The 22,059-nt window shown below is 63.6% G+C and carries 19 protein-coding genes, 1 tRNA gene and 1 pseudogene; 14 read left to right on the top strand and 7 right to left on the bottom strand.

The window, feature by feature from the left end:
• Nucleotides 1-218: 218 nt before the first annotated feature.
• Nucleotides 219-2,246 carry a hypothetical protein gene (locus G3T14_RS10855; protein WP_163642566.1) on the bottom strand — a complete coding sequence of 676 codons (2,028 nt, stop codon included), beginning with the start codon at nucleotides 2,244-2,246 and terminating at the stop codon, nucleotides 219-221.
• The gene (locus G3T14_RS10850) at nucleotides 2,209-3,711 is read right to left on the bottom strand and encodes an NAD(P)/FAD-dependent oxidoreductase (protein WP_163642565.1); all 1,503 of its coding nucleotides are present in this window, start codon (nucleotides 3,709-3,711) and stop codon (nucleotides 2,209-2,211) included. The genes G3T14_RS10855 and G3T14_RS10850 overlap by 38 nt, the downstream gene beginning before the upstream one ends.
• Nucleotides 3,712-4,162: 451 nt before the next feature.
• Here G3T14_RS10850 and G3T14_RS24700 point away from each other — a divergent pair, with 451 nt between their 5' ends.
• The 6 genes from G3T14_RS24700 (at nucleotide 4,163) to G3T14_RS10820 (ending at nucleotide 8,531) form a co-directional block, all read left to right on the top strand.
• Nucleotides 4,163-4,399 (top strand): NepR family anti-sigma factor, encoded by a 237-nt coding sequence (locus tag G3T14_RS24700; protein ID WP_204262787.1) that lies wholly within the window; start codon nucleotides 4,163-4,165, stop codon nucleotides 4,397-4,399.
• Complete coding sequence (locus tag G3T14_RS10840) at nucleotides 4,396-4,977, top strand: sigma-70 family RNA polymerase sigma factor (RefSeq protein WP_163642564.1); 582 nt, start codon at nucleotides 4,396-4,398, stop codon at nucleotides 4,975-4,977. The genes G3T14_RS24700 and G3T14_RS10840 overlap by 4 nt, the downstream gene beginning before the upstream one ends.
• A gap of 127 nt (nucleotides 4,978-5,104) precedes the next feature.
• Nucleotides 5,105-6,871: an ABC transporter ATP-binding protein gene (locus G3T14_RS10835; protein WP_163642563.1), complete on the top strand. Its 1,767-nt coding sequence runs from the start codon at nucleotides 5,105-5,107 to the stop codon at nucleotides 6,869-6,871.
• 192 nt (nucleotides 6,872-7,063) lie between these two features.
• Nucleotides 7,064-7,534: a MarR family transcriptional regulator gene (locus G3T14_RS10830; RefSeq protein WP_163642562.1), complete on the top strand. Its 471-nt coding sequence runs from the start codon at nucleotides 7,064-7,066 to the stop codon at nucleotides 7,532-7,534.
• A gap of 323 nt (nucleotides 7,535-7,857) precedes the next feature.
• Complete coding sequence (locus tag G3T14_RS10825) at nucleotides 7,858-8,316, top strand: NUDIX hydrolase (RefSeq protein ID WP_163642560.1); 459 nt, start codon at nucleotides 7,858-7,860, stop codon at nucleotides 8,314-8,316.
• A 140-nt stretch (nucleotides 8,317-8,456) separates the two neighbouring features.
• Nucleotides 8,457-8,531, top strand: a tRNA-Thr gene (locus tag G3T14_RS10820).
• Nucleotides 8,532-8,779: 248 nt separating this feature from the next.
• Here G3T14_RS10820 and G3T14_RS10815 read toward each other — a convergent pair.
• The gene (locus G3T14_RS10815; RefSeq protein ID WP_204262795.1) at nucleotides 8,780-10,471 is read right to left on the bottom strand and encodes a methyl-accepting chemotaxis protein; all 1,692 of its coding nucleotides are present in this window, start codon (nucleotides 10,469-10,471) and stop codon (nucleotides 8,780-8,782) included.
• 156 nt (nucleotides 10,472-10,627) lie between these two features.
• Between G3T14_RS10815 and G3T14_RS10810 the strand changes: the two genes are divergently transcribed.
• Together G3T14_RS10810 and G3T14_RS10805 are read left to right on the top strand one after the other, a co-directional pair.
• On the top strand, nucleotides 10,628-11,146 hold the full coding sequence (locus G3T14_RS10810; RefSeq protein ID WP_163642558.1) for a hypothetical protein: 519 nt from the start codon (nucleotides 10,628-10,630) through the stop codon (nucleotides 11,144-11,146).
• A gap of 356 nt (nucleotides 11,147-11,502) precedes the next feature.
• The gene (locus G3T14_RS10805) at nucleotides 11,503-11,742 is read left to right on the top strand and encodes a hypothetical protein (protein ID WP_163642556.1); all 240 of its coding nucleotides are present in this window, start codon (nucleotides 11,503-11,505) and stop codon (nucleotides 11,740-11,742) included.
• Nucleotides 11,743-11,826: 84 nt separating this feature from the next.
• On the opposite strand, the gene G3T14_RS10800 is transcribed toward G3T14_RS10805, so the two are convergent.
• A complete protein-coding gene (locus G3T14_RS10800; RefSeq protein ID WP_163642554.1) occupies nucleotides 11,827-12,024 on the bottom strand; it encodes a hypothetical protein in 198 nt (65 codons plus the stop codon).
• Nucleotides 12,025-12,192: 168 nt separating this feature from the next.
• Nucleotides 12,193-13,341 carry a major royal jelly family protein gene (locus G3T14_RS10795; RefSeq protein WP_246733236.1) on the bottom strand — a complete coding sequence of 383 codons (1,149 nt, stop codon included), beginning with the start codon at nucleotides 13,339-13,341 and terminating at the stop codon, nucleotides 12,193-12,195.
• Between the two features lie 484 nt (nucleotides 13,342-13,825).
• On the opposite strand from G3T14_RS10795, the gene G3T14_RS10790 reads away from it, so the two are divergent.
• The 3 genes from G3T14_RS10790 (at nucleotide 13,826) to G3T14_RS10780 (ending at nucleotide 16,483) form a co-directional block, all read left to right on the top strand.
• Nucleotides 13,826-14,383 carry a metallophosphoesterase gene (locus G3T14_RS10790; RefSeq protein WP_163642552.1) on the top strand — a complete coding sequence of 186 codons (558 nt, stop codon included), beginning with the start codon at nucleotides 13,826-13,828 and terminating at the stop codon, nucleotides 14,381-14,383.
• 536 nt (nucleotides 14,384-14,919) lie between these two features.
• On the top strand, nucleotides 14,920-15,687 hold the full coding sequence (locus G3T14_RS10785; RefSeq protein ID WP_163642550.1) for a Stf0 family sulfotransferase: 768 nt from the start codon (nucleotides 14,920-14,922) through the stop codon (nucleotides 15,685-15,687).
• A gap of 10 nt (nucleotides 15,688-15,697) precedes the next feature.
• Nucleotides 15,698-16,483, top strand: coding sequence for a Stf0 family sulfotransferase (locus tag G3T14_RS10780; RefSeq protein WP_163642548.1), 786 nt, complete (start codon nucleotides 15,698-15,700; stop codon nucleotides 16,481-16,483).
• Nucleotides 16,484-16,564: 81 nt separating this feature from the next.
• Here G3T14_RS10780 and G3T14_RS25005 read toward each other — a convergent pair.
• Both G3T14_RS25005 and G3T14_RS25000 read right to left on the bottom strand, forming a co-directional pair.
• Nucleotides 16,565-16,907, bottom strand: a pseudogene (locus G3T14_RS25005) (IS630 family transposase); the annotation flags it as partial.
• Nucleotides 16,908-17,293: 386 nt separating this feature from the next.
• Nucleotides 17,294-17,608: a hypothetical protein gene (locus tag G3T14_RS25000; RefSeq protein WP_246733202.1), complete on the bottom strand. Its 315-nt coding sequence runs from the start codon at nucleotides 17,606-17,608 to the stop codon at nucleotides 17,294-17,296.
• A gap of 113 nt (nucleotides 17,609-17,721) precedes the next feature.
• Here G3T14_RS25000 and G3T14_RS10765 point away from each other — a divergent pair, with 113 nt between their 5' ends.
• The 3 genes from G3T14_RS10765 to G3T14_RS10755 are packed head-to-tail and all read left to right on the top strand — an operon-like array spanning nucleotide 17,722 to nucleotide 21,760.
• Nucleotides 17,722-18,825, top strand: a complete 1,104-nt coding sequence (locus tag G3T14_RS10765) for a DegT/DnrJ/EryC1/StrS family aminotransferase (protein WP_163642542.1) — start codon at nucleotides 17,722-17,724, stop codon at nucleotides 18,823-18,825.
• Nucleotides 18,822-19,478 carry an acetyltransferase gene (locus G3T14_RS10760; RefSeq protein WP_163642540.1) on the top strand — a complete coding sequence of 219 codons (657 nt, stop codon included), beginning with the start codon at nucleotides 18,822-18,824 and terminating at the stop codon, nucleotides 19,476-19,478. The genes G3T14_RS10765 and G3T14_RS10760 overlap by 4 nt, the downstream gene beginning before the upstream one ends.
• Entirely contained in the window at nucleotides 19,475-21,760 is a 2,286-nt protein-coding gene (locus G3T14_RS10755; RefSeq protein WP_163642538.1) for a glycosyltransferase, read from the top strand. Before G3T14_RS10760 ends, G3T14_RS10755 begins: the two co-directional genes overlap by 4 nt.
• The last annotated feature ends 299 nt before the right edge of the window (nucleotides 21,761-22,059 follow it).

Below are 22,059 nucleotides of genomic sequence, written 5' to 3'. Positions count from 1 at the left end.
TTCGAGAGGGAGGCACGGACGATCTTATAAGGATGGCATCAGGATCGCGGGGCCACGTCCCGGAAGCGCAACCCCGGCCGGTTCAGACCGATGCCGGTGCGGTCAGGCGGACAGCCCGGCAGGACGCCTGCGCCCTCTGGGCCAAGCGGCCTCGCCTATCGGTCGACCGGCGCAGGGGGCACGGCGTGTCGGGCCCGCACCACCGGGCGCCGTTTCCGCTACTCGATGACGCTCTGGGAGCGACACGCCAGCAGGGCGTAGGTATCGATGCGGCGCCACGAGAAGCCGGACTCCGCGATGACGAACGTCGCGTCGGTTTGCGGCAGCCGGTACAGCGTCGCCCGATCCACCAGCGCGGGCTCCAGCGGCACTTCGAGCGGGGCCACGATCCAGGTCGGGGCATCGGGGGCGGCGCAGAGCCGGCCCATTGAGGCCGCCGTGAGGCGCGGCAGCGGGTCGGTGACGGTGGAGACGAACGCGGTGTAGTCGTCCGGCGTCGCGAGATCCAAGGCCAGCAAGCGGCGGATGCGCTCGCTCCAGATCATGGCGAGCGATCGCGAGAATACCACGCTGGCCCCCTGCATCGCGGTGATCCAGTTCGGTCGCCCGAGCAGAAGCCAGGCTTCGGGGCCGCCGCCGATCCAGAGCACCTCGCCAGGGCGTGTGGCGACGCGGGCTGCGAGGTCGGGCAGCGCAGTGCCGCGCTCGACCGTCTTCTGGAAGCCGGTGCGATCGTCGAACGCACCGAGCGCGACGAGGCTCAGGGCCACGCCCAGGGCCGCTGCCGCCAGGGAGCGCGGACCGACGCGCGCGCGAAACGCCCATCCGAGGGCGACGAGGGGCAGCAGAACGGCGCAGGTTCGGACCATGCCGAGGCCGCGATTGCTGCCGACGACCGTGGCCTGGAGGATCGCGGTGATCGCCCAGGCCTGGAGACCGATCTTGAACGCAACCAGCACGCCGACGACGACCCAGGCGGTGATGGCGACGATCCGCGAGGGATCGATCAGCCCGCGCCACGCCATCGCGTAGGCCAGCACGGCGAGACCGGCGGCGCTGGAAGCGATGACCGGGGCGTCGAGGAACATCCATCCGAGGGTCAGCAGTGCCAGCACCACCTGAAAGCCCGGCCCGCGCCGGTACAGCGCCAAGGCGCAGACGGCCAGGGCGGCGGTGGCGAGGACGACAGTCAGCCACAGCATCCGCCACGGCTGCGCCTGCACGGCGAGGAGCGATGCCCAGCGGTCTCCGGCGAGCAGGGTGAGGGCCAATCCGCCGAGACCGACGAGGAGGCCGCAGACGAGGAGCAGGCGCGCCCGGCCCTCCACCAGCGTCGCGGCGATCAGGAGGGTGGCTGTTTGGAGTGCGATGCGGCCCCAGGCCTCGCCAGGCCACAGGGACGGAAACAGGATCGGCGACTTGGCATCGAGGACGGCGCGCCACTCCGGATCGATGCCGGTGAACAACCGCCCGAACAGCGGCAGCCCGAGTGCCGCAGCGATCGCCACGCCGACGGCGCCGAGCAGGGCGGCCAGGAGCCAGCGCCGGTCCGCGACGACGAGGAAGAGCCCGAGCACGGCAACGCCGGCAAGGCCCATGATGGGATGGAACAGGCAGGCGAGGCCGATCGCAGCGCAGGCGAGCACGCGGCGCCCCGACGCGAGGGCGGCCAGACCCAACAGCACGCCGGCCTCGGCGAAGGGCCGGGGCACGGCGTTGGCCTCGGCCGCACGCAGAACCTCGGTATAGCCGTAAAAGGCCGGCAGCACCGCGAGGGCGACGAGGATCGCCCATTTGGCGCGTCCGCGGGCGAGCCGGCCGGCCAGAACCGCGGCAGCGGCGAACCAGGCCGCAACCCCGGCCAGGCTCAGGGCAATCGCCGCAGTCGAGGCGCCAAGCCATCCGACGAGGTGGCGCAGCACGATCGTGTAGAGGCTGAAGCCGGACTGGCCATCGTTCAAGAACATCACGTCGCGCCCGACCCCACCGGGATCGAGGTCGGCGAGCCCCCGGCCGATATAGAGCCGGGCATCGAGGCTGATGCCGGTATAGGGCCGCGCCAGCAGGAACAAAGCCGCGACGATCACCGCATCGCTCGCACAGACGGCGAGCACGGCGGCGAGCCACCGCGGTCGGGGTTTGCTATCCTCTAGGCTAGGCGACATGGTCGAGGACCGCGCGTCCTGCATCGCCTCGCCGAGCCCCCGGTCAGGCGGCGCGGCACGGCACCAGGCGCTCGCTGCCAAGCGCGTCCTGGGCGCCGGACACGCCGGCCTCGGTGTATTCGGCATCCTCGTTCACGCACCACGGATCGAAACGGCGCGTCCCGGCGAGGATGTTCTGGACCGTGAGCATCGCGGTCATCATCGCGTGGTCCTGGTTGTTGTACTTGTGCATGCCGTTGCGGCCGACGAGGTGAAGCGTCGGATAGGCGTGTTCGAGGTCGCGCCGGATCGTGTCGACATGCGCCTTGTAGTCCTCGTCGTAGACAGGATAGGCCTTGGGCTGCCGGACCACGCAGGCATCCACGACATCGTCGGGATCGATCAGCCCGATCTGCCCGATCTCGCGCTTGGCGAGCGCGACGAGATCCGCGTCGGACGCGGTCCAGAGGCCATCGCCTTCGAAACAGAAATACTCGAGGCCGAGACAGGTATGGCCGGCATCCGGCACCATCTCGGGCGACCACGAGCGGAAGTTCTGCACGCGGCCGACCTGCACCGAGGGATCGTGGATGTAGATCCAGTTGTCGGGAAAATCGCGGTCGGTGCGGGCGATGAGCGCCACGGTGAGGAAGTCACGGTACTGCAACGCGCGGGCGTTGAAGGTGCTGATCGGGGTCGGCGTGATCGAAGCCACGAGTTCGCGGAGCGGCGCCGAGGAAATCACGTTGCGGGCGGTGTAGGTCTCGCGGATGCCGGCGCCGCTGAGCGCCGTCACCGTCCAGAGATTGGCGCGGGCATCGTAGCGCAGGCCGTCGACGCCCCGGTCGAGCACGATGCGGCCACCCTTGGCCACCACCTTCTCGGCCGCGGCCTCCCACATCATCCCGGGTCCCCGGCGGGGATAGCGGAACGACTGGATCAGGGTCTTGATCACCGGTTCGCCGGCGCGCGGCCGCTTGGTGAGACCGAGCGAACGCACCAGGGCGTCGCGGATCGCGGCACCGAGGTCGAGGCCGTTGATGCGCTGGGCCGCCCAATCGGCCGAGATCGCGTCGCAGGACATACCCCACACCTTCTCGGTGTAGGTCTTGAAGAAGATCGAGAACAGGCGCTCGCCGAAGCGGTTGCGAACCCATTGGTGGAAGGTCTTCGGTTCCGGGATCGGCCGCGCGCGGGCAAGAAGGTACGAGCCGACGCAGGCGATGCTCTCGATGAGGCCGAGGTTGCGCAAGGCCTCGAAGGCCTTGAGCGGATAGGCGTAGTACTTGCCCTTGTAGAAGATCCGCGACAGGCGCGGCCGCTCGATGAAATCGTTCGGCAGCAACTCGTCCCACAGGTCGACCACGGCCTTGGACTTCGAGAAGAACCGGTGCCCGCCGATATCGAACAGGAAGCCGTTATGGGACACCGTGCGGCTGATGCCGCCGACCTGCACCGGATCGCGCTCCAGGACCGTCACCGACCGCCCCTCCTTGGCAAGGAGATAGGCCGCCGTCAGCCCGGCCGGGCCGCCGCCGATCACCAGCGTCTCGGTGTAGTGGCTCATCGCATTCCGACTCAGAGGGCTGGCATGGCGCGAGGCTCGTGCCCGCCCCCGACCCTAGGGCGCGCTTGGTAAACGTTCGATAAACCGCCGCGCCTTCGCACCGAATAGCCGCACCGCTCCGCACGTGCCGCTTTGCGCACAGACCGGCCGAGACCATCGGAATCAACGGTTTCGTTCAGGCAATCGACAGCGAAGCTTTGCCATTGAAGCACTGCAGCCGAGTATCGGTTTGTCGAGCCGAAAGATTGCTTCTTTTCTGCAATGTTTCTGGACTTCTTTGCGCTGCACTCGGCAGATTAAGATCTGCTGAATGCTTTCGTCAGAGTGCGTTAAATCGCGCATCGCTAGGACCGCTCCCGAAATGCCGGCGGTCCGTCTCCGCATGCTCCCGTCGCCGACGGGAGGCGTGGGCGAGACGCACCAGCCGTCAGCCGCGAAGCGATGAGCAGCGATGAGTATTGACCAGAGCAATCCGCATCCCACCGCCAGGACGACAAGCGGCCGGTCTGTGGCCAAGGCCCGCGAGGTGGAGAGCGGCAGGGCCGGCATCGATGCGGAATCCCGGCGGCGGATCGGCCGGAATCTGCGCGTCCTCTACGGCGACGTGATGAACCAGCCGATGCCGGCGCGGTTCGAAGCCCTCCTCGCCGACCTGTCCACCCGTACGGAATCGGAAGTGTCCTCATGACGGCTCAGGCGATGCGGCCCATCGGCACTCCGAACGGGGCCGACGACGAGATGCGCAATCTCCTGCTCGGCGCGATCCCGGCGCTACGGGCCTTCGCGTTCTCGCTGACCTACGACCTCGACCGGAGCGACGATCTGGTTCAGGACACCCTCGTGCGCGCCTGGACCAAGGCGGAGAGCTTCACGCGCGGCACCAACCTCACCGCGTGGCTGTTCACGATCCTGCGCAACCTGTTCTATTCCGAGCAGCGCAAGCGCAAGCGCGAGGTGGAAGACGCCGACGGCGTCCATGCCGAACGCCTGACGAGCCTGCCCGAGCAGGAGATTCGCGTCGAGATGCGCGAATTTCAGACCGCATTGAACCTGTTGCCCTTCAGCCAGCGCGAGGCCCTCGTCCTCGTGGGGGCCCAGAACTTCACTTATGAGGAGGCCGCGGAGATCTGCGGCGTCGCCGTGGGGACCATGAAGAGCCGCGTCAGCCGCGCGCGCGGGCGCCTCATCGACAGCCTCGGGATGAATGGCACCCGCGACATCGGTGCGGACGCGGTCACCCGCGCCGCGCTGGGCTCTGGCCCCTGACCGGGAAGGCGGCACGCCCGCCGTGCCGCCTTCGTGGACACCGGGCAGCATGGCCTCTATTGCGCTTGGCCTTGATGTCCAACGCCCAAGCCGCCACCTCCCGCCCCGCTGCCAACGGCCTCGTGCCATGCGCGCGCTGATCGATCTCGTCCGCATCCTCCGGACGCCCGAAAGGCGTCGGCTGGGATTGCTCGCCCTGGGGCTGGCGCTCGCCGCCCTGCTCGAAGTGGTCGGCGTCGCCTCGGTGGTGCCGTTTCTGACCCTGGTCGGCGATCCCAGCGCTGCAGGGCGCATCCCCTACCTCGCCCAGATTCGCAACACCCTCGATCTCACCGATGACCGGACCTTTCTGCTGACGACGGGCGTGGCCGCGCTCGTCGCGATCCTGACGACGAGCGTCGTCAATGCCGGGCTGACCTTCGCCCAGCTGTTGTTCACCAATCTCACCGGCTACGGCCTCGCCCGGCGCCTGCTCGCCCGCTACGTTGCCCGCGAGCGGCTGTTCTTCGCCCACGCCAACAGCGCCGAACTCGCGAAAAACGTCCTCTCGGAGACCGACCGCCTCGTGGTCGGCGTGCTCACCCCCATCACCGTCATCGCCTCGCGCAGCTTCTCGGCGCTGGCGGTGATCACCTTCCTGATCTTCTATGCGCCCCGCCTCGCGCTGATCCTCGGCGGCGGCTTCGGCGGCCTCTACGTCCTGCTGTATCTCGTCATGCGGGTCCGCCTCGCCCGGATCGGGGCACGGGCGGTGGCCGACAACGAGCGCCGCTACCGGGTAGTGCAGGAGACCTTCGGCGCGCTTACCGAATTGAAGCTCTATGGCCGGGCGGATGAGTTCGCCAGCGGCTTCGACGCCCCGGCGCGCGCCTATGCCAGGGCCACCGCCGCGAGCCTGCTCACCGGGCAATTGCCGCGCTACGTCATCGAATCGCTCGCCTTCGGCGGCGTCATCGTCGTGGTGCTGTTCGCGCTGGCGCAGGGACTCGACACCGCCGGGCTGCTGCCTCTGCTCGGCCTGTTCGCCTTTGCCGGCTACCGCATGCTGCCGGCCTTCCAGAACATCTTCAATTCACTCGCGCAGCTACGCTTCTATCTTCCCGCGGTCCGGGTGGTGGTGGACGAGTTGGCGGGTGAGCGCGCAGCGACCCCGCGCAATGCGGAGCGCCTGCCGTTCGCCGAGGCGATCCGCCTGACGGGCATCCGCTTCGACTACGCGCCGGGCCGGCCGACCCTGCACAGGATCGACCTCACCATCGCGGCCCACACCACCGTCGGGCTGGTCGGGCGCACCGGCTCGGGCAAGTCGACCCTCGTCGGCCTGATCCTCGGCATCCTGACGCCGAATGCGGGCACGATCACCGTGGACGGTACACCGCTCGACGCCGACACGCTGCCGGCCTGGCAGAACCGCATCGGCTACGTGCCGCAGGACGTGTTCCTGATCGACGGTACCGTGGCGCAGAACATCGCCCTCGGCGTGGCTTCCGAGGCCGTGGACCAGGCGGCGGTGGAGCGTGCCGCGCGGATCGCCGGCATCCACGACGTGGTGGCGGCGCTGGAGCACGGTTACGAATCTGGAGTCGGTGAGCGCGGGGTGCGCCTCAGCGGCGGCCAGCGCCAGCGTCTCGGGATCGCGCGCGCCCTCTACCATGATCCCGACGTGATCGTCTTCGACGAGGCCACCAGCGCCCTCGACGGCGAAACCGAGGCCGCGATCATGGCGGCGATCGCGGCGCTGTCCGGCAAGCGGACGATCATCCTGATCGCTCATCGGCTGACGAGCCTGGCCCAGGCGGACATCGTCCATGTGCTCGAGGCGGGGCGCGTCGTCGCCGCGGGACCGCCGGCAACCGTTATCCCGGAAGCGCTCGCCGGGGCGCCGCCCGCCTGACACCGACACCGACGGTTGGCTGGTCCGGATCGTGCCTCTCTGGGATATCTCTCCCTTTGCAAGGCATTGGGGCGAATCAGGCGTATACCGACCCCTCACGTGTCGGCTATCTTCACTCAGCTGAGACGGTCCAGAATTCAGTAACTCGACCGGCGCATTGGCTGGTTCCGGGGATCAGGTAGCATGGTGTGCATGGTGGACGCTCCCCGCGAGAAGAAGACAGCGGCCCTCATCGATCCGCTGCTGCTCGACAACCAACTCTGCTACGCGCTCTACGCGGCCGCACACCGGATGACGAAGTCCTACCGCCCGTTCCTGGAGCGAATGGGCCTGACTTATCCGCAATACCTGGTGTTGCTGGTGCTGTGGGAGACCGACGGCGTCACCGTCTCGGAGATCGGCCGGCGCCTGCGCCTCGATTCGGGCACGTTGACCCCGGTGCTCAAGCGTCTTGAGACCGCGGGCCTTCTCCTGCGCAACCGTCGCCGCAGTGACGAGCGTGAGGTCGAGATCGCATTGACCCCGCAGGGCGCGGCCCTGCGCGCCGACGCCACGGCGGTGCGGGAATCCGTGATGTGTCAGCTCAACATGTCGGAGCCCGAGGTTCAGGCCATGCGCGCCGATCTCAACGCCTTGATCGAGAACCTCAGCAACGCCGGGTGAGTGGCGATCCGCGACGATCGGGCATCCGGTGCGGCGGAACGATCGTTCCGGATCGCGGGTTCGCGACCGACGGCCGGGTTTCCGCCCTGTCGTGTGCCGGACGAAAGCCATACTCAGGCTAACGACCCAACGCGCCCGCCCGCTGAAGTTTTGCCGGATAAGTTTCGGCTTGAGCCCGACGGGGATTTCCCCTTATGCGTGTCGACGCCCCCTCCGTGACGATTGCGAGCCCAGGCCGATGATACCGAGTGAGACTCGTTGAACGTGGCCTCCTGTCGAGACGATCGCATCGAACCCGCCATACGTCGGAACGTTGCCTGACGATGAGCGCAGCCTTGGGAGAATCGGAACAGGAGCCCAGGCGGCAGGTCGGCGCATTGCCGTATCGGCGCACGTCGGGCGGGTCTGTGATGATCATGCTGATCACCTCGCGCGAGAGCCGTCGCTGGGTCATTCCGAAGGGTTGGCCGATGAAGGGGCGCAAGCCCTTCGAGGCGGCGGCCCGCGAGGCTTATGAGGAAGCGGGCCTGATCGGGTCCATCGGCAAGCGTCCACTCGGCTTCTACCTCTATGAGAAGCGCCTGAAGAGCCGCGATGCGGTGCTGTGCCAGGTCAAGGTGTTTCCCCTCGAGGTGCGCAAGCAGCTCAAGCACTGGCCCGAGCAGCACGAGCGCGAGGATCACTGGTTCACGCCCTCGGATGCGGCCGAGGCCGTCGCGGAGGCCGGACTGGCGGCGATCATCCGCGCGGCGTCCAAGCGTGATTCCGGACTTCTCCCCTGATCCGACTGGCGGGGAAACGTTCTCGCACGGAGAATGACGAAACTGCCGTCATCTCCCCTTCATGCGATTGCCAAGCCGTCTTCGATCGGCTAATTCCCCTCCCGTCCGGTCGAGATGCCCCGCGCACCAACCGGCGGTTAGCTGCTGTAGCTCAGTGGTAGAGCACCTCATTGGTAATGAGGAGGTCGACAGTTCAATCCTGTCCAGCAGCACCATTCAAATCAATTACTCAACCCGAACCACCGGGTCCGCTGCATTCCGGCCTTTTGCTGTTGGGGTGCAAGTGGGGGGCAGAGTTCTCCTAGCGACTTAGGCCACGTGTCGGTTCTCTCAACGCCCGCCGCGCCTTCCCTAGAACCTCGGATCGGTTCAGTTCGCGGCCTCGCGCTTGTCGAAGGCATCAGCCTTGCGCTGCTGCACGCCCCTCAGGGGTGCACAGCAGCGCAAGGGAGCCATGGATCGATCAGGCAGCGCGCACGGTCGAGAGAAAACGCCCAACCTCAGCCGTAAGATGCTCGGACTGACGCGACAATTCGGAGGCGGCCGACAGAACCTGGCTGGCCGCCGCCCCTGTCTCCTCGGATGCCTGCGCCACGCCCGTGATGTTGCCCGTCACCTCGCTCGTGCCGGTGGAGGCCTGGGCCACGTTGCGTACGATTTCCTGGGTCGCGGCGCCCTGCTGTTCGACGGCCGCAGCTATTGAGGTAGCCACCCCATTGATCTCGCGGATGCGTGTGGCGATCGAGCCGATTGCCGTAACCGCCTTGTCACTCACGCCTTGGATCGTCGTGATTTGGCTACTGATCTCGCTGGTGGCGCGGGCGGTCTGGTTGGCGAGTTCTTTGACCTCGGCAGCCACCACGGCGAAGCCGCGTCCTGCCTCGCCTGCGCGAGCCGCCTCAATGGTTGCGTTGAGCGCCAGGAGATTGGTCTGGCCCGCGATGCTGGAGATCAATCCGACCATATCGCCGATCCGGGCGGATGCCTCGCTCAGCGCCTGAACGAGCTGCAGGGTTTGGTCGGCCTCACCGACCGCCATCTGGGCCAGGTCGGAGGAGCCGGACACTTGGCGCCCGATCTCCTGCACCGATGAGCCAAGTTCCTCAGCGGCAGCCGCCACGGTATTGACGTTGGCAGCGGCCTCCTCCGCGGCGGCAGCGACCGTCGTGGCCTGGGTCGCCGTCTCAGTAGCCGTAGCGGTCATTGCCTGCGCCGTAGCCTGTAGCTCGGTGGCGGAGGAGGACACCATACCGACGATGCCTCCCACTGCTTGCTCGAAGCTATCGGCCATCTGCCGCATCCCGACTTTACGTTGCTCCTCGGCTGCCAGACGGGCTTGAGCCGTTTCGGCCTCAAGCGCACGGGTGCGGATCATATTGTCCTTAAAAAGCTGAACCGACGAAGCCATTTCACCGATCTCGTCGCGACGCGCCCGGAACGGGATCTCAGCGTGAGTGTCGCCACTCACCAGAACGTTCATGGAGCGGGTCATTTCTTGGATTGGGCGGGAGACCCGAAGCAAGGCAAACGCTGCGGACGCAAGTGCGGCGGCGAGCGCCAGGGCTACCGCCACGTAGGCAGCGAACGCGGCGGAGTTCGCCTCGGACATTGCCGCGGCCGCGTCTTTTTGTGCTCCGCTCTCGTTCAACGCAACATCGCGCACGAGGGCGGTTCGAATTCTGTCAAAGAGAGCGACGGTTTCACGCCCGCTCATCAGGTCGGTGGCAGCAGGGTGATTGCCGGTCGCCATCAAGTGCCGCATTTGCGTGTCGACTCGCTCGTATTCACTCCAAGCGGTGGCGAAAGCCTCGTAGAACGCCCGCTCCTCCGGAGATGAAATCAGTGGTTCGTAGACCTTACGAGCCTTGGCGAGTTCCCCATGCGCTACGGCGAGCTTCCCCTCGTTTTCTTCGACACGCGCCGGGGTGTCCGACAGGGCGAGCATGCGAAGCTCCTTAATTCGAACCTCGTCGACGGTGCTCTTGATCTCGTTGATGGTGACGACGGAGGGAAGCCAATTGCTAGCGACCTCTGTGACCGACTGGCGGATGCTCGCGAGCTTCACCACGGAAAGCGCGCCTTGGCCTGCGCATATGAGCGCGAGAAATCCGAAGGTCGCAGAAAGCGAACTCTTGAGAGACAGATGAATGCGCATGGTCCAGGCTGACGCGGGAGAGACCAAGCGGCGCGCCGCGTACGCGACCGTTAGGTGTTCGGTAACCCAGGCATTCTCGCTTTCAAAAATTAAGTTCATCCATATAATCCCTGAAGCGAAGTTCATTTTTCTTTGAGCGTTCGCCGGAGAACGCTCATGCGCCGCACGCTCATTGCACTATCCTTCCTGCCTTACGCTGTTGCTACCGCCGTGCCGGCCGCTGCCCTCTCATCGAAAGAATGCTCGACGAAGTACGCGGCCGCCAAGCAGGCTGGCACGCTTGGTTCGGTGAAGTGGAACGACTTCCGCAAAGCCCAATGCGGGCCTGAAGCTGCGCCAGCACCGGCTGCTGCGACCGCTCCAAACCCGATGGCGCCAGCTCCCACTAAGACTGCGGCTCCGGCACCAGCCCCAGTCGCGAAACCGGTTGCGCCGGCCCCAGCGCCCATGGCCGCGAAGCCCGCACCAGCACCGATGGCTGGCCCGGCCGTCTTTCCGCGCGCCGTGGACCCGAAATATTCCAGCCAAGCTGCCGGTAAGGGCCGGATGCAGACGTGCTTGGATCAGTACAATGCGAACAAGGTGGCTGCGAACGGTGCCGGCAACGGGGGCATGAAGTGGATCGAGAAGGGCGGCGGCTATTACTCGAATTGCAACAAGGCCCTGAAGGGCTGATCCTTAAGCGACACGCCCTGTTCGGCCACCATCTCGGGCGTGATGTCGCCGGCATAGCACAGCGGCGGGTACCCGCCGGGGCGCGAGTATGCGCTCCGGCGACCGCATGACCGTCCCCCACAATCGGTGTGTGCCAGGCACAGCAGCGCTGCGAAGCCGCGCCAGCGCACCGGGGCAGGTCCGGTAGGCCGGGTCTCCGTGTGACCTGCGGCCGGGGCCGGGAACTGCGCCGGGACGGAAGCACTTTTACCCGGCGTCGCCTTGCGAGACCGTGATTTCATGGATCTCATCGCCCACTCGGAGCGTGATCACGTACGCCTTCGGAGCACCAGTCGCTTGGCTTTGGGGGGCTCGATATGAAGCTGGCCGCCAACCCACTCACCTGGAAGCAGGGTGTTGTCCTCGATGACGTTTTGCTCAAGGGCAGCGAGGTTCGTTGGGTTACCGGAAGCGATGGTGGGGATCGTAGCGAGAGGCGCCCGGAAGAGCCCAGCATAACAGGTGCCGGGCACTGCCGCGTTCTGGCGGGCGTCACGATCCTCGGTCGGTTCGGCGAGATCCCGGAGGGCTGTGCCGAGAGTCTGCAGGGAGGCTGAAATAGAAATGCCTCGCGCAGCGGATTCGCTTGGTCTGCGTGGTCCTGGAGAGCGGTCGGATCATGCCCGACCGTCTTGCTCGCATCACGTGGCGTTGTGATCCTGCCTGCTTGGGTGCTGGACTATTTCCCCGGCCGCGCTCCTCTGCGCTCTGAATTGGCGCACCTCTTCGACGTATTCGGCTCTGCGGCGGGCGATATCCGCATCCCTTTTCGTGACGCTTGCGATGGTCTGGTCAATCCAGTTTTCGATTTTGGCCAAAATCATTTTTAACGCGTTCACGATGGATTCTTTCAGGCGAGGGATAGGGCGGCGCGATGCGGGACGTCGAATATCTCACATAGCAGAGCGGCAACCGATTCCGTGACGAGGTCGTTGCCGGACGCGATAATGTGCTTCTGGTCGGGCGAGTCTACCATGGTGGACTCGCCCGATTTCCGTCCGAGTCTCTCAGCGCGCCGGCTTGGTGGAGCCGGTGGCATCGGGCGCTACCGGTTTGATGCTCCACAACTCGGTCGGCAGGGCGATCGGCGCGTCAGGCTTGTAAAACGCCGAATCCTGGATGTGCGATGTCGTGAAATAGAGGGTTCCGTCCGGTCCCTCAGCGAAGGTGTCGGGCCAGCGCAGGCGCTGGTCCTGGATCAAGGTGGTCAGTGGGGCGCCCTTCGCCGACAGGTCGCGCACCTTGATCGCATCCTCCTGCGGCGCGGTGACGTACATCCGGCCATCCCGGCGAGAAATAATGAGGCCGTCGGCAGGTCCGTTCTCACCGACGATCTCGACGCGCCCAGCCAAACTCTGGTCGGCGAGGGCGGACGGCATCAGCGCCGTCGTCAGGCCGCCAGCGAGCGCTTCGGTGGGTAGGCTGTAGAGCGTCTTGCCCTTGATCGCCTGCCAATACAGCGTCTTGCCGTCCGGTGAGAGGGCGATCCCGTCCGCGGCGAACTCGACACCGCGTCCGTCGGGTCGCCGCAGGGGCTTGCCGTCATAGGTCACGGTCACGCTCGCATCGGGCTGCGTGGTCGGATCGCCGTCGAGGACGCGGCGTGCCTTGCCGCTGTCGAGGTCCACCACCAAAAGGGCGCCCTTCGCCCCAGAATCGGTGAGATAGGCGGTCTTCCCGTCGGGCGAGAACCGTACGTCGTTGAGGTAGGACCCCTGCGGCGCCGCGACCTCGTCGAAGGCGATGGTCCGGGCCGCCATGTTGGTCCGAAGATCGATCTCAACGAGCTTGGGGCCGTTCTTGACGGTGGCGCCCATGGCAGGGGCGGCCGGATCGAGCACCCAGAGGTTCCCGTTGGGGCCGGCGACGACACTCTGGACGCAGACCCAATGGTCCTTGGCCGAAATCTCATCCTTTTTGGCATTGCGCCAGGCGTTCCAGCCTGCGTCGGGGAACGGCGTCAGTTTCCCGTCCTTCAACTCGGCGACCGAGACTTCGGAATCCTCTGTCCAGCGCGGGAAGTTCACGAAGATCCGACCATCCTTCGACACGGTCACGCCGGTGACCTGATGATCGAAGCCCGCCACCTTGGAGAGCGCTGGACCACGCGATGCGCCCGAGGGAGAGGCTTCCGCCGCCTGGAGCGCCGAGGTCATCCCGGCGAGCAGCGTCCCTCCCAGCAAAGCGGCGCCGAGGGCGGTGGTCGCGCATCGAGCCGCCCGGCGCCCCTTCGACAAGGGATGGTCCATGGACTTTTCAGAGGCAGGCATCGGTTTCTCGCTGATGGAGCGGCGGATCAATCTGCCCCGGCAACGCATGAGGTCGCGGTCAAGCTTCATGCCGCAACCGATTTCTTACCCGGTCGCACCTGGACCGGACTGCTGCAGCGGGATTGCTCCAGGAAGACGTGATCCGGCTCTGTGAATCACAAGCACTCCCCACCAGGCCTCGCCGCTTTTCCGCCAACGACACTGCCATGGCTCTCGGCCTGGAGCTTGTCGCCGACGGAGCCCTTTCTGACCAAATCGCGATAGAGTGGTGCAATGCCGCGCCCACTTGAGAGCGCCGTGGTCGGCGCCACGTCGGGAGAATTATCGATTCGACGCTCGACCCTTCGGACGTGGTTTTTCTGCAGGACGCATGGCGACATTCTTCACGGCGGACACGCATTTTGGGGACGCGGCTCTCGTGCAGCGGCGGCGCGGTCTCTTCGGTTCTGTCGAGGGACATGACGAGGCTTTGATCGCGCGTTGGAACGCGGTCGTTAAGCCCGAAGACGAGATCTGGCATCTCGGCGATTTCGCGGCCGATGCGAGCAGGTCGCACTGCGCGGCCGTGTTCGCTCGCTTGAACGGCATGAAGCGGCTTGTGCGCGGAAACCACGATACGAACCGGGTGCTGGAGTTGCCGTGGTACGAGCCGCCGATGGAGAGCGCGCGCATTACGGTGACGGACGCGGAGGGACAGCCGCGGCGCCTGTTTCTGTCTCACTATCCGCATCGGAGTTGGCCGGGTTTCTGGCGAGAGACAAGACACCTGTACGGGCACACCCATGCATGCCTGGCCGATACCAGCCGTTCCTGTGATGTCGGCGCTGATGCGTGCGATTACAGGCCGATCAATTTAGCCGATGTCATCGCGCGCCAAACCGCAGCGGAGCACGCGCCAGAGGAGATGGCCGCGCGCGGCTTACGCTGATCAACACGTCCACCACCGACGCCTCTTCAAAGGCAGTCATGATCGGCGCATTTCCGAGCCACTCCGCTGGTCGAGCTGGCGCTGAACGCGTTGGACCGCCGCCGGAGTCGGTCGATCTGCGTCGCGTACCGGGCCGACGCGAGGGCCGCTGCGCCCTGACGGCGAGACGCGCCTCTCTCGACGGTGGCGACCCCACGGTCGCGCAGAGCGACGGATAGGGCCGATGGCATGCGCCACTCCTGCGAAAGCCGCGCGAGGAATCACATCTAAACCGCGAGGGGTAGGTCCCAGCGGTTCATCCCGGTCGGATGGCGCTCCAGTTGCGGCAGGAACGTCTGTGTTCAATGAGCTCGTGCCGAGACGGCGACTGAAGATTTTCAATCGGCTGATGAATGTATTATAACATTACATCTCGTAATCTGCCGTAATTCTTAGCCTATATCCTGATTTGATAGGCGCGCATTCATGTCGTGACAGCGGTTCTCTGCTCGCTTCGGATCTGGCGCGAAGCCGAGAGGGCGTGTAACGACGGCAAAATGAAGCTGTTACGCCGTCTCTTTCTTGTACGAGCACCCCACACGGTCGCTCTTTCGGCTTCCAGTCCGCTACGAGGCTATGCGGTCTGCACGCTGCCACGTTCCGGCAGTAACTTCTTCTGCGACGTTCTCAGCAGCACGGGCGTACTCGGACGCCCACGCGAATACTTCAACGGTACCGCGCGGCGCACCTACGATGATCCCACCTATCCAGACGATCCGCACGAGCAGATCGATCGTATCTTGACGATGGGAGCGACGCCCAATGGGATCTATGCCCTTAAGACCTTCCCTGGCCTGCACGACCTCGTCGCGCCGCACCTGCGCTGGACCGAGGTTTTACCGAACTTGAGCTTCCTCCGCTTCAAGCGTGGGGACGTCCTGGGTCAGGCGATCTCCTGGGTCCGGGCGAACCAGACCCAGCAATTCCGCAGCACCGACGCGAGTCATGGCGAAGTTGCTTACGACGGAGATGCGATCGCACAAAGATTGCGCCAAATCTGTCAGCGCAATGCCCGGTGGGACATGTTTTTCGCCCGCACCGGCTTGCCGTCCCTCGACGTCACCTATGAGGATTTTTTGGCAAACCCTGATCGTGAGATCGGGCGGGTCACGGCCTTCCTTGGCCTCCCAAAATGTCCGAGCGTCGATCTTACCTCGTCAACGTTCCGGCAACAGAGTGACTCGTCCAGCGTTGCGTGGCGTGACCGATTTCGGGCTGAGCGCGGTGACCCGAACTATGTCGATGTGTTCCAGGATCCCGCTTGAGCCTATTTTGATGAAATTTGTCGCTCGCCTGTTGTCCCAGCGGAACGCTGCGCGCGTCACGCCCATCGTGGGGCCTCCCCAGGCCGCGACACGCGGCTACGCGGTCTGTGGGGCCCCGCGCTCAGGCAGCAATTACTTTTGCGAACTCCTGACCAGCACCGGCGCTCTCGGTCATCCGCGCGAGTATTTCAACGGTCCCGTGCGACGGCAGCGTGACGATCCGACCTACCCGGACGATCCCATGCAGCAGATCGAACGTATCTTGACGATGGGCGCGACACCCAATGGGATCTACGCCCTAAAACTCTTCCCAGGTCTCTTTGACAGCGTTACGCCGCATTTGAAGCTGACTGAGGTTTTGCCCAACATCACCTTCGTGCGGCTGCGCCGGGACGATGTGACAGGACAAGCGATCTCCTGGGTGCGGTCGATGCAGTCTCGGCAGTTTCGCTCCACAGAGGACGTGCAAGGCGAGATCAGCTACGACGGGGAGGCGATCCGTACCTATATCGGGCAAGTCTGCCAGCGCAACGCCCGCTGGGACATGTTCTTCGCGCGCACCGGCATCGTCCCCGTCACAGTGTCTTACGAGGAGCTGACACACGATCCTCAGCAAGCGGTCGATCGGGTCTCCGACGCGCTCGGCGTTGCGCCTCGTCCTCGCATCGTGCTTGGACAGGTCGATCTCCGCATCCAGCGGGACGACGCGAGCCACGCTTGGCGGGCGCGCTTCATCGCCGAATTCGGTGACCCGAACTATATCGACAGCCCCGACTTGCTCGCACGCACGTTATGAGCGCACGAAATTCATACGAACCCTGAATGATCAGAAGCCGTTGGCCCAGGCGCGCAGATCGATTGGCCTGATGCGCCAGGGCTACTCGATGAGCCTGTTCCAGGCGTCACAGGAAGGGTCGAGGATGGCTTCGCAGGAAGCAAAGATCTGATTGCCGAGCGAATTCTCGCGCGGGCCCTGCCAGAGGCTTTCCACCGGGTTCAGTTCAGTGGCGCGCCACGGCAGGGGCAGCAAAGTGAGGGTGCCGGTCACGATGAGCGTATTCGGGCCTGTGCCACCGGGCCGGATCGAGCAGGAGCACAGCGTGCGCTCCGGGCCCGACAGCGTTTGCGATCTCGACCGCGTGCCGGTTCATCGCTTGGGTGGTGCAGCGGGGCATGACGAGCCTGGCTCCCGTGTCGCGGGTCGGGCAGATCGCATCGAAGTGGTCGGTGAACGCGGTGCGCGGGCTACCCGCTTAGATCACAGACAGCGCCAGCGGGCGACGGATCTGATCCGGGGCGCGCGCACATTCTCGAAACGGGCACCCAGGGCCTCGGCATCGAAGTCTGGCCGCATCGGCACGGGAGCAGCCATCCCATCCGCGTCAACGTCCGAACCCGAAGACACAACCATGGGCCTTTCTCGACCGCCACCCAGCGTGAGCCCCGCTCAACGAGGCCCGGTCTAAAACCGTTCGCTGAGCAGACCCTGCCGGAACAGGGCAGGATTACTAGGCATCTACAACCAGGATATTCCGGCAATTTTTGATACTAATTTATCCTGACCTTGAAATGGTTGGTCTAACTGCTAATGATACTCCCAGAAAAATCATAAATTGGAGGCATCATGCGCTTGATTGAAGGTGCACAATTGCTCGCGCACTGTCTTCACACTGATGCGCGCGGAGACTTGGTCGCTTTCGAAGAGTTTAAAAACCTTCCTTTCCCGCTTGAGCGTGTTTTCTTCATAAAGGTCGACGCACCTGAGGTTGTTCGCGGAGGACACGCAAATTCCTGCGACGAGTTGATTGTGGCTCTCTCTGGATCGGTTCTCGTTGAGGTCGATAATGGTCGTGAGCAATCCCACATCCGCTTGTGCACCCACGATCAAGCCCTCTGGGTTAGAGCTGGGGTAATCATTCATCTTCGCGAGTTCGTACCGGGAACCCTCATTCTCGTCTGTGCGTCGGCGCGTTACGAGGACACACGCCACTATAGCCGCGCCCAGCCGCATCTGATGAGGACCGATTGTTACGCATGATTCCGCAGGCTGCGCCGCCTCAGCGCATCGCTCGTTTCAGGCGCGAAATTGATGCTGCCGTCGCCTCGGTGCTCAGTGGAACCAGCTACATCCTAGGATCGGCCGTAGCGTCATTCGAGACAGCCTTCGCGCGGTACAACGGCAGCAGCCACTGCATCGGTGTCGCTTCAGGCACGGATGCGCTTGCGCTCGCTTTGCGCGCGCTCGGGATCGGACCGGGAGACGAGGTAATCCTACCGGCGCTCACCTTCGCCGGTAGCGCTCAGGCCATCCTCCACTGCGGTGCCCAGCCAAAGTTCGTCGAGGTCGACCCACGGACCCGGTGCATCGATCCAGCGGCGGTGGCGGATGCCATCAACGGCCGCTCGGCTGCCATTGTGCCGGTGCACCTGTTTGGCCACCCTTGCGATATGCCAGCGTTGATGGCGCTCGCGGATCGGCATCAGCTGGTTGTGGTTGAGGACTGCGCCCAGTCGCATGGCGCCACTTTGGATGGACGGAGCCTCGGCACGTTCGGTCATGCGGCAGCGTATTCGTTCTATCCGACCAAAAATCTCGGCTGCATCGGCGATGGCGGCGCTATCGTGACGAGTGATCCGGGCCTTGCGGACCGCCTGAGATCGCTCCGGAATTACGGTTTCGCACCGGGCGAACGGATTAGCCGTACCCTCGGTTTCAATGCACGCCTGGACGAGCTTCAAGCTGCGATCCTACTGACACTTCTGCCACATCTTGAGGCTAGCAATACGGAACGTCGGACGATTGCATCGCACTATCGCGCACGTCTCGAACACTGCCCAGCCCTCGGCCTTCCGCCAGACTTAGAAGGCTGCGTCTACCACCAGTTCGCTCTGACATATCGAGATCGTGACGGGCTGATGGCTCACCTTGCGGCCTCCGGGATCGGCAGCGCGATTCACTACAATCCAGGCCTGCATCGGCATCCCGCTTTCCTGGGCTGCGAAGCCTCGTCCCTTCACGCTACGGACGCTCTGAGCGAAACCCTCCTGAGCCTGCCGATCCAGCCCGAAATCGCCAAAGGGGCAGTGGATCGGATCGCCGATGCCGTGCTGGCTTTCGTCGAAGCCGACAGCCGATGACTGGCGTCCTTCTCTTCGGCACCGGCTCACCGATCCTCATCGATGTCGTCGAGAGTCTGTATCGCGCAACGCTGCCCATCCGGGCCGGTATTCGCAATCGGAGCGGCGACTGCCATCTGCCCGACGATCTACCCGCCCTCGCGATCGGCGATCTCGACGAGGTCCTGCGCACGCTGCCCTTCCTCGTGCCCCTGTTCACCCCGGCGCACCGCCAGGTCGCTGCGCGGGAGGCGGCGCAGGCTGGTCTCGCGCGGCCCTTTACTCTGGTCGATCCGAGCGTGCCGAAACCGCGACGGATCGAGATCGGACCAGGCGGCTACGTCAATGCCGGCTGCAGCCTCGGCGGCGGCTCTGAATTCGAGGAGTTCGTCTTCGTCAATCGCGGCGCCAGCGTTGGACATCACGCCCGTTTCGGTGCCTTCGTGTCGATTGGGCCCGGCGTTGTCATGGCCGGCCACGTGACGATCGGCCGGGGCGCAGTGGTGTGCACAGGCGCGACGATCCTCCCGAACATCACGATTGGCGATAATGCTGTCGTAGGAGCTGGCTCTGTCGTAACCCGCGATGTTCCTCAAGCAACGCTCGTTCTCGGCAATCCGGCCCGTATCGTTCGGCGGGAGATCGGCGGCTACAAGGGATCGCCCGTCACGTGAGGAAGCCCGTCGTTCACCTCTACACGGTGTGCTGGGACGAGGCCGACATGCTCGGTTTCTTTTTTCGCCACTACGATCCCTTCGTGGACCGCTACATCATCTACGACGACGGCTCCACGGATGGATCTCGCGAGATCCTGACACGCCATCCGAACGTCGAAGTGAGGAGCTTCCAGCGCGTGGAGGCACAATCCTTCGTGCTGTCACACAAAGTCATGCAAGACGAAGCATGGAAGGCGAGTCGCGGCCATGCGGACTGGGTGATCGTCACGGCCATCGACGAACACCTGCATCTGCGCGATCGCTCAATGGTGGAGTATCTCGCCGAGCAGAGGGAATGTGGGGTCACTCTGATCCCCGCCCTCGGCTTCGACATGAATGCGCCGAAGATGCCCTCCGACGATGGTCTCCTTGTCCGGCGGGTGACAAACGGCAGGGCGCGGATCGCGTTCAACAAGCTCAGCATATTCGACCCGAACGCCCTGCGTGAGACAGGCTTCGGTCCCGGACGACATTTAGCCGAGCCAGACGGTGAGTTGCGGTTCCCCTCGCGCGACACACTAATGCTCTGGCATTACAAGCATCTCGGCTTCGAACGGAATGCGAGTCGCGAGGCCGCGCAGGCATTACGGCTTGGGACCATCGATGTCGCAGAAGGCTATGGCCAGCATTACCTCTGGACGAAGCAGAAACTGCGTGAGTTCTGGAATGAGATGGAGTCTTGCTCCACTGATCTCGCAGCGGACGGTTTTGAAGCCAACGATGCGTGCGTCCGGCCACTCTGGTGGGAGGAGCGCAGCGAGATGACCCGTGTCGAGGCGGCGCCCCTCCGCCCACTTGCATCGTTGCCGGCGACAACACGCATTAATCCAATGGTGTCGGTTCTCGTCAAAACTTACAACCACGCCGCTTACGTTCGCCAAACGATTGAAAGCGTACTCGATCAATCGTTCCAAGACTTCGAAATCGTAGTAACCGACGACGGCTCGACCGACGGCACTCTGTCAATTCTTAAGACTTTTGTCGATCCGCGCATCAAGCTGGAAGCGCATCCGCGCAACCTCGGTATCTCGACGGCAATGAATACGACGATCGCGCGAGCCAGCGGCCGGTACCTCGCGATCTTGAACTCTGATGACTGGGCATTGCCGGGGCGCCTCCGCCGCCAAGTTGAATTTCTCGAGGCGAATCCGCAGGTCTCACTGGTGTTCGGCCAGCCACGCACCGTCGGTGAGGGCGGGCTACCGACGCCCCCCTTTAACGATTTCACGCTGCCGCTTCGTTTCCCAGACTTCAGCCGCCGCACGTGGCTGAGGCAGTTCTTCTTTCACGGAAATTGTCTGTGCGCACCGACGGCGATGATCCGCCGCGAAGCCTACGACGACGCCGGAACGTACGACCCGCGCCTGACGAATCTTCAAGATCTCGACATGTGGATACGGATGCTGATTGCGGGGCATAACATCAGCATGTTGTCCGAGCCGCTGAGTGCCTTTCGTATCCGCGCCGATAATGCCAATGCAAGCGCACCAAGCGAGGAGAACAGACTACGCTCGAATTTCGAGGCATCTAAAGTCCTTGAGCATTTCGCTGTGATCGACGAGCCTTTATATCGCGAAGTGTTTTCGGAAGACCTCGTATCGTCTGATCTGCCGATTGCGCTACGGATCGCCGAACTCGCACAACGCAGCGGCCAGCTTCACCAGCAAAATTTTGCGCTGAATTGTCTCTATGAATTCGCTGAAAAGCCGTCAGAGATAGAGCGCTTGCGGGACTGGAGCGGCTCCCTCGATATCTCCAATATTCGCTCGGTCGATCGCCTAAATGTTGAAATCCGGCTGCGCGATCGTGATCTCGCCCAGCAAGCAGAAGCCGCTGCAGTTCAGAATTTTACCGTCGCAAAAATTAGCCACGACATGGTGGCGAGCGAGATAGAACACAGGCACTTGACCGCGGAATTGCAAAATCAGATATTGGATAAAAGCGAGAAATTAAAATGTGTTTCTCAAAAATTGAAACGCAGTAAGATAGAATTCTATAGGCTTTCAAAAAAAGTCACGAAAAAAGAATATGCTTTGACGAAAGAAATTCAGTTTCGAGCGAAAGAGTCTCATAATTTTTCAAATAAAATTCAAGAAGCCGAGGCTTTTCTGGCAGATGCGCGCCTGCATCTCGCCGCTACAATTGCGTCACGCGAGTTAATGCGCAAATCATTATCGTGGCGGTCGACCTATTTTTTACGTTGGATTGGACGCGCCGTGAAATCTTACACCCACCGTTGACTTTTTATTCTTATTTTCCGATTTAATTTTATCTAATCGACTGAGAAAAATAATACAAGATTATAGTAGATTACTTCTAACAATGAGACAGGGTAAAAATTGAGCAGAATCGTAATTTAGATTTACATCGTTGGATAGCATGCTGAGCATCTATCAGTTTGAACCCTTGTCGTTGACGGCCTGACTCCGCCTGTGATTCAGGGCCTCTCACTGATGCGAGAGGTGGTCGGGATCGTGAGCGGAATTAGGATCGTCGCGGACGGGCTGGTGGACGAGTTCAAGCGCCTGCTGCCGTGGCA

The organism is Methylobacterium sp. BTF04, assembly GCF_010692745.1.
In the GTDB taxonomy this organism is placed as follows: Bacteria; Pseudomonadota; Alphaproteobacteria; order Rhizobiales; family Beijerinckiaceae; genus Methylobacterium.
This window is presented reverse-complemented; position numbering and strand designations above follow the sequence as displayed.

Excerpts from the sequence above, each read along its gene's own strand:
- G3T14_RS10810 (WP_163642558.1), top strand. The coding sequence starts at position 10,628 with ATGCGCCGCACGCTCATTGCACTATCCTTCCTGCCTTACGCTGTTGCT.
- G3T14_RS10760 (WP_163642540.1), top strand. The coding sequence starts at position 18,822 with ATGACTGGCGTCCTTCTCTTCGGCACCGGCTCACCGATCCTCATCGAT.
- G3T14_RS10790 (WP_163642552.1), top strand. The coding sequence starts at position 13,826 with ATGGCGACATTCTTCACGGCGGACACGCATTTTGGGGACGCGGCTCTC.
- G3T14_RS10825 (WP_163642560.1), top strand. The coding sequence starts at position 7,858 with ATGAGCGCAGCCTTGGGAGAATCGGAACAGGAGCCCAGGCGGCAGGTC.
- G3T14_RS25000 (WP_246733202.1), bottom strand. The coding sequence starts at position 17,608 with ATGAATGATTACCCCAGCTCTAACCCAGAGGGCTTGATCGTGGGTGCA.
- G3T14_RS10795 (WP_246733236.1), bottom strand. The coding sequence starts at position 13,341 with ATGACCTCGGCGCTCCAGGCGGCGGAAGCCTCTCCCTCGGGCGCATCG.
- G3T14_RS10830 (WP_163642562.1), top strand. The coding sequence starts at position 7,064 with ATGGTGGACGCTCCCCGCGAGAAGAAGACAGCGGCCCTCATCGATCCG.
- G3T14_RS10850 (WP_163642565.1), bottom strand. The coding sequence starts at position 3,711 with ATGAGCCACTACACCGAGACGCTGGTGATCGGCGGCGGCCCGGCCGGG.
- G3T14_RS24700 (WP_204262787.1), top strand. The coding sequence starts at position 4,163 with ATGAGTATTGACCAGAGCAATCCGCATCCCACCGCCAGGACGACAAGC.
- G3T14_RS10765 (WP_163642542.1), top strand. The coding sequence starts at position 17,722 with ATGATTCCGCAGGCTGCGCCGCCTCAGCGCATCGCTCGTTTCAGGCGC.
- G3T14_RS10785 (WP_163642550.1), top strand. The coding sequence starts at position 14,920 with ATGAAGCTGTTACGCCGTCTCTTTCTTGTACGAGCACCCCACACGGTC.
- G3T14_RS10835 (WP_163642563.1), top strand. The coding sequence starts at position 5,105 with ATGCGCGCGCTGATCGATCTCGTCCGCATCCTCCGGACGCCCGAAAGG.
- G3T14_RS10805 (WP_163642556.1), top strand. The coding sequence starts at position 11,503 with ATGAAGCTGGCCGCCAACCCACTCACCTGGAAGCAGGGTGTTGTCCTC.
- G3T14_RS10780 (WP_163642548.1), top strand. The coding sequence starts at position 15,698 with ATGAAATTTGTCGCTCGCCTGTTGTCCCAGCGGAACGCTGCGCGCGTC.
- G3T14_RS10815 (WP_204262795.1), bottom strand. The coding sequence starts at position 10,471 with ATGCGCATTCATCTGTCTCTCAAGAGTTCGCTTTCTGCGACCTTCGGA.
- G3T14_RS10840 (WP_163642564.1), top strand. The coding sequence starts at position 4,396 with ATGACGGCTCAGGCGATGCGGCCCATCGGCACTCCGAACGGGGCCGAC.